General features: G+C 45.1%; 6 protein-coding genes. 3 read left to right on the top strand and 3 right to left on the bottom strand.

Features of this window, described 5'->3' with window-relative positions; genetic code table 11:
* A partial coding sequence (locus tag HY877_00280) for a glycine--tRNA ligase (GenBank protein MBI5298725.1) occupies nt 1-224 on the bottom strand: 224 nt, incomplete at its 3' end.
* A gap of 121 nt (nt 225-345) precedes the next feature.
* Here HY877_00280 and HY877_00275 point away from each other — a divergent pair.
* Genes HY877_00275 through HY877_00265 form a run of 3 tightly spaced genes read left to right on the top strand, consistent with a single transcriptional unit; the run spans nt 346 to nt 2,971 of the window.
* Nucleotides 346-1,014, top strand: a complete 669-nt coding sequence (locus HY877_00275; protein MBI5298724.1) for a hypothetical protein — start codon at nt 346-348, stop codon at nt 1,012-1,014.
* Between the two features lie 35 nt (nt 1,015-1,049).
* Nucleotides 1,050-2,249, top strand: a complete 1,200-nt coding sequence (locus HY877_00270; protein ID MBI5298723.1) for an efflux RND transporter periplasmic adaptor subunit — start codon at nt 1,050-1,052, stop codon at nt 2,247-2,249.
* Nucleotides 2,240-2,971 carry a phosphodiester glycosidase family protein gene (locus tag HY877_00265; GenBank protein ID MBI5298722.1) on the top strand — a complete coding sequence of 244 codons (732 nt, stop codon included), beginning with the start codon at nt 2,240-2,242 and terminating at the stop codon, nt 2,969-2,971. Before HY877_00270 ends, HY877_00265 begins: the two co-directional genes overlap by 10 nt.
* Here the strand turns inward: HY877_00265 and HY877_00260 are convergent.
* Both HY877_00260 and rho read right to left on the bottom strand, forming a co-directional pair.
* Entirely contained in the window at nt 2,952-4,253 is a 1,302-nt protein-coding gene (locus tag HY877_00260) for an ATP-binding protein (protein MBI5298721.1), read from the bottom strand. The genes HY877_00265 and HY877_00260 overlap by 20 nt on opposite strands.
* A 104-nt stretch (nt 4,254-4,357) precedes the next feature.
* Complete coding sequence (gene rho, locus HY877_00255) at nt 4,358-5,605, bottom strand: transcription termination factor Rho (protein ID MBI5298720.1); 1,248 nt, start codon at nt 5,603-5,605, stop codon at nt 4,358-4,360.
* Nucleotides 5,606-5,866 lie beyond the last annotated feature (261 nt).

Below are 5,866 nucleotides of genomic sequence, written 5' to 3'. Positions count from 1 at the left end.
GTTTGGGGATGGGCAATGATGCTGGTGTCAATGCCGACCACATCCTCGCGCCACTGAACGGTCCTACGCCACCATGATTCTTTGACATGGTGTTTGAGTTCCACCCCCATCGGTCCAAAATCCCAAAAACCGTTCAATCCACCGTAAATTTCACTGGATTGAAAAACAAAACCACGCCGCTTGCACAGGGAAACCAGCGTGTTCATGTCGACAGATGCTGTCATAAGGAGGCGTGCGTAACATGCAGGGTTGGCACCGTCAATTATTGATTGGACACACAGATTGTCTGCTTGAAAAAAACACGCCCGGAGTATAGTTTCAAAAAATAAAAACTAAGGAGGGATTGTGAAAAAACTTACGTGGCTTTTACCGGCATTAATTCCTTTGTGTCTTCTCCAAATGGGTGGTCGTTCCAGCGGAAAGCATCATCGTCTTACCCCCCATTCCTCTGCAAGTGGGTCTTTGGGAAAGACCTGTCGTCCGGATCACTCGTGCGACAAAGGGCTTGTCTGCAAAGGTGAAATTTGCATCCAGCAAGTTACGGGCGGCGACACCTCCGGTGAGCCGGCGCCCCAGGGCGGTGGTGGAGGCAAAAAAGATACACCGTCCGGCGGCAGTTCTTCTGGTGGTGACAGTCCTTCCGGTGGTAACAGTCCTTCCGGGACCGCCCCTCTCAGTGGCGACCCGAATCACATCGAAGGCTATTACCGTTCCGTATGGACTTGCACTTGCAACCCGGATATCGGCGGCCCTCCCATAGAAAACGATGATGAAAGAATTGTTTTTAAGCCGTTTCCAAATGATAACGGTATGTGGGTGATGTATTACGATATCAGCAATGGTGGATTTACCTACCACGGAGGGAACTGTTCCATTGATCGTTCCGGGGGCATAATGGTTTTGTGCGATAAATGCACTGTTTCAGGAAAGAAAATTACATTTAAACCATGCCGAACCGAGGGTTGCATCTGCGATTCTGTTTGGACGAAAACACGCGAATTCGAAAAGGATTAAGAACCATGTTTTTTAAAAGGCACCTCTAAAAACCTATGAAAATCATAATTTGTCATTCTGAGCGAAGCGAAGAATCCACTTTGTTATCAAGCATATCCTTCACGGAGTTTACACTGAGCGAAGCGAATGTGTTCAGGATGACAAGCGGGGTTTTTAGAGGTGCCCTTAAAAAATCATGGGGCTTGATTGCCCTTTTAGGTTTGACGGCATGCACCAACAATCCCTTTGGCAGTTTTTTTTCAAGCGACAACAGAATTGCCGTTTCGGTTGAAAAACCTCTGGTTGAAGAAAAACAGCCGACCCTTTCCCTGCCGGCAACACTGGCTCCCAGTGAAAAAATCGAAATTCAGTTTCCGATAGACGTTAAAACTGAACGGGTCACCGCCAACATTGGTGATTCCGTGAATCAGGGAGATCTTCTTTTTACACTCAACGAACAGGATTTCATTCTCAAACAGGCCCAATTGAAATCACAACTTTTGGAAAAAGAGGCCATGGCGGAAAAAAATGGTTATTTTTATAAAAACCGCGACCGTCTCCTTCAGGAAGGAAAAATTGACAAATCGCTTTATGAAGCGGTGGAATCGGAATCAAAGGCAAGCGATGCCGCTGTGGAGCGTGTCAAATCGGACATTGCGGTTGTGGATAACCAGCTTCACCACATCAATTTTAACGCCCCATTTTCCGGAATGATTACCTCAAAAAATATGGTCGGCGGAGTAAATATTCCGGCGCATCAAACCGTTTTAACACTTGTCAAACCCGACCCAATGCTTGTTGTCTTTAATCTTCCCGCAGGCGACACCCAATCGGTTCGGAAAGAAACTCCGGTTCAGGTGAAAGTGGAAGGTTTGAGAGAACAAAAATTTCCCGCAATCGTTAGCTTTATTAATCCGGAACTCGATGGTGCCCATCATACTTTTGAAGTCAAGGCGGCGCTTCCCAATCCCAACTTGGTTTTCAAGGGAGGCATGCAAGCTCAAGTGCAATTTGTGAGTCCCCAAAAAGTAAAAATATTGAGCATCCCTTCACAAGCCGTTTTGAACGACAGCAACAGGGATTATGTCTATGTGGTCCGGCAAAACAGGGCTTGGCGGGTGCGCGTTTATACGCGCAAAAATGAAGAAAACCCAAACCTCACAGAAATTCAGGAAGGTTTGACAGAAAATGACATCGTGGTAACGAAGGGACAAGATCAACTCAAAGAAGGTTCCGAGGTGAACCTATGGCGGTAGTAAAAAAATTCTGCATTTTGATGTTTGGATTTTTAATTTGCCGCTCTGCCCACGCCTACACTTGGCAAGTCATAGATCAAGGCTTTGCTTATACCAATTTCGGAAACGTTCATGCCTTCCAAATCGACCCGAAACTTTTCAGATTTTCTGTTGCCACGGCAAAAGATTTTGGCGCCTCTGATGCAACCGCCGCCCTATTAGCCAAAAAATCAAAAGCCATTTTGGTTGTGAATGGCGGCTTCTTCAGCCCGGAACATAAATCTCTGGGACTTTTGGTGCGGAATGGTCAAACCATCAATCCTCTTCATCCCACTTCTTGGTGGGGCGTTTTTCAGATTATTGATGGAAAACCCAGCATCGTTCCGCAACGTACTTTTCAGCAGGATAAAAACATCGAGATCGCCCTGCAAGTGGGACCAAGACTGGTTGTTCAGGGACAAGTGCAAAAATTAAAACCTTCCATAGATCCGCGCTCCGGCATCGGCATCCAAAACAATGGAGATATTGTGATTGCCGTAACGGATAATTCAGAAATGTCGATGACGGAATTCGCCGATCTCTTTCGCAAACCTCAAGAGGAAGAGGGTTTGGACTGCACAGACGCCCTCAATCTGGACGGAGGCGGTTCCACGCAACTCTATTTTAAATGGAAGGGATCGGAAGTTGATCAACCCGGTCTTTCCCGCATCGCCAACGGCATCGCTATTTTCCCACGGCGGTAGATTGAATTATTTTGGATTGTTTGCTGACAAAATCGAAAAATTTCTCCGGAGATATGATTTGAACGTCCCTTTCCATTGCTCTGTATGGCGCCTCTCCCTGCAATTTTGCCTCATAAAGGGTAATCCCTTCCTGATAAACCATCACCAAATCCACTTCCTTTTTCTGCTTGGTTGAATACCAGTAGTATGTTCGTTCACACAATCTCGATGCGTGACTGACAACAATGCTCTCAAACAATCTTCCACGAAATTCCGGTTCGCTCAATTTCAATCGCATCCAGTCAAACATATTGGGCGTTCCAACACGCCATGTTGCTGAAATGGTAAAAAGCAGTGGATCAATAAAATATAATTTTCTCGCTTTCTGAAACGCAGCCCCTTTTATTCTCTCGTTGTAGCAGTAATGGATAAAACACAGAAAGGCGTCTTGCAGGTGTTCCACATATTGCAACGCCGTCTCATGGCTTTTGACCGGGGAGTTTTCAATCAGGATCGGCCATGTTATTCTGGAACTCATGGTTTCGGCGATGCGAAAAAGAATTTGTTTGAGCGTCTCCTGCCTCAGTTCGTATTTTTGGGCATCGCCTGCAATCCAGTTGCGATAAGTCTCATAAGTGGAATCGGTCACATAACCATGCGTTGCAAAATCGGCAATGGCTCTTGGAAATCCGCCAATCAGCATATAGATATTCAGCATTTCATCCCGATTTTTATTTTTGAAACATTCCAGTCCGCAAATTTCGGGAAAAGAAAGGGGATATAATTTGTAGTCTTTTCCTTCTCCTCTCCTGCCCGGCAATTTTTCACTGCTCTCCTTCAAATCTCTGGAATTGGAACCCGTCAGAATGACGCTGGCATTTCTCAAAAATCCCATATTGGCAAGCGCAAGTATGGCGCGTTGCCATGATGGAATAAATGAAATCTCATCAAGAAAAATGTATACATGTTCCGATAATTTCGCTTCGAGACATTCCATTAAAACATGTTGCAGTTCTTTCCGGGATTCTAGAGATTCACAGCTTAAATAAATGACCGAGGAAGGTTTCGCTCCTCCCATAACAATTTTTTTTATGAGGAGCTTGAGAGTTGTTGTTTTTCCAACCTGTCTTGGACCCCGAATAATATTGATGTCTCCCCTGTTGAAAGTGATGGCATCAAGCAGAGGGGGATCGTATTTGTAAGGTTTATCCTGAATTTCCAGCAGATGCTGGTCCTTCAATATGAGGAAGGCGTCTTTCCACCAAGGGTTTTGCAATTCCAAGAGATTCGAATTCGTAACCATATGAAATCAATATATTATTCAGATTAAAGCCTTTTCTGCGATTACAATCGCATATTATACTTCACCCAAATAACTGTCCAGAAAATTTTGTACAGGCATTAAAGTTACGAATTCATGCTGTCTAGGAATTCTTTGTTTGTTTTTGTCGGACGGACTTTGTCGAGTAGGAATTCCATCGCATCGACAACGCTCATCGGTACCAGTAATTTTCGCAAGAGCCAGACCCTCTGTAACGTGGACTCGGGCAGAAGCAGTTCTTCTTTGCGCGTTCCCGATTTGGCAATATCCATACACGGGAAAATTCTCTTTTCCATGAGTTTCCGGTCGAGAAGAATTTCCATGTTGCCGGTTCCCTTAAACTCTTCAAAAATAACTTCATCCATGCGACTGCCGGTATCCACAAGCGCTGTGCCGATGATGGTCAGCGAACCACCTTCTTCAATATTTCTGGCCGCACCAAAAAAGCGTTTCGGTTTATGAAGGGCATTCGAGTCCACACCACCGGAAAGAATTTTTCCGGAAGGAGGAACCACGGCGTTATAAGCTCTGGCCAAACGAGTGATACTGTCGAGCAGAATCACCACATCTTTCCCGCCTTCAACCAATCGCTTCGCTTTTTCGATGACCATTTCGGCAACCTGAACGTGGCGCTGTGCGGGTTCATCAAAAGTGGAAGAAACCACTTCCGCTTTCACATTTCTCTGCATATCCGTCACTTCTTCCGGACGTTCATCAATCAGCAAAACAATGAGCGCCACTTCGGGATGATTTTTGGTAACCGCATTCGCGATATTCTGGAGCAAAATGGTTTTACCGGCTCTTGGCGGAGAAACAACCAGCGCGCGCTGACCTTTGCCGATGGGGCAAAGCAAATCCATGATGCGTGTTGAATAATTATTCCGGTCAAATTCAAGATTGAGACGCTCTTCAGGATACAACGGAGTTAAATTATCGAACAAAATTCTTTCACGTCTTTCATCGGCAGGTTCAAAATTAATTTGTTCCACTTTCAAAAGAGCGAAATAACGTTCGGAATCTTTTGGAGGACGAATCTGACCGGAAACGGTGTCGCCGGTTCTCAAATTAAATCGGCGAATCTGGGAGGGAGAAACATAAATATCATCGGGACCGGGGAGATAATTATAATCGGGGGAGCGCAAAAAACCGAATCCATCAGGAAGACATTCCAAAACTCCTTCGCCATAAATTGCGCCGCTCTGGCTTGCGTGGGCTTGCAGGAGCGAAAAAATCAATTCCTGTTTTCGTAGATTGGCCGCCCCTTCAATATTGAGAGCATGAGCCATGTCCATCAACTCGCCAATTTTTTTGGCTTTGAGCTCATTAAGATGCATAGATGTTCCTCCTGAAGCAGATTTGCTTACGCATGAGATTGAAATGAAATGTCGGATGATTTTTTAGCAGTCGATGTCGCCACTTATGGCAAGGAACCAATAAAAGTCAAGATTTAAAGCCTCGAAAAAAGACATAAGCCTTGACAGCCTCTTCAAAGCTTGTTACTATCCAGCAGATTTTTCATCAATGATTTCAACCACTTAGGGCAGGTATTTATGGTCTCAAAACAAAAAAGCGTTCAATTTACGAAGATGCAGGGG

It is taken from the genome of Deltaproteobacteria bacterium, assembly GCA_016213065.1.
Lineage (GTDB): Bacteria > UBA10199 > UBA10199 > SPLOWO2-01-44-7 > SPLOWO2-01-44-7 > JACRBV01.
This window is presented reverse-complemented; position numbering and strand designations above follow the sequence as displayed.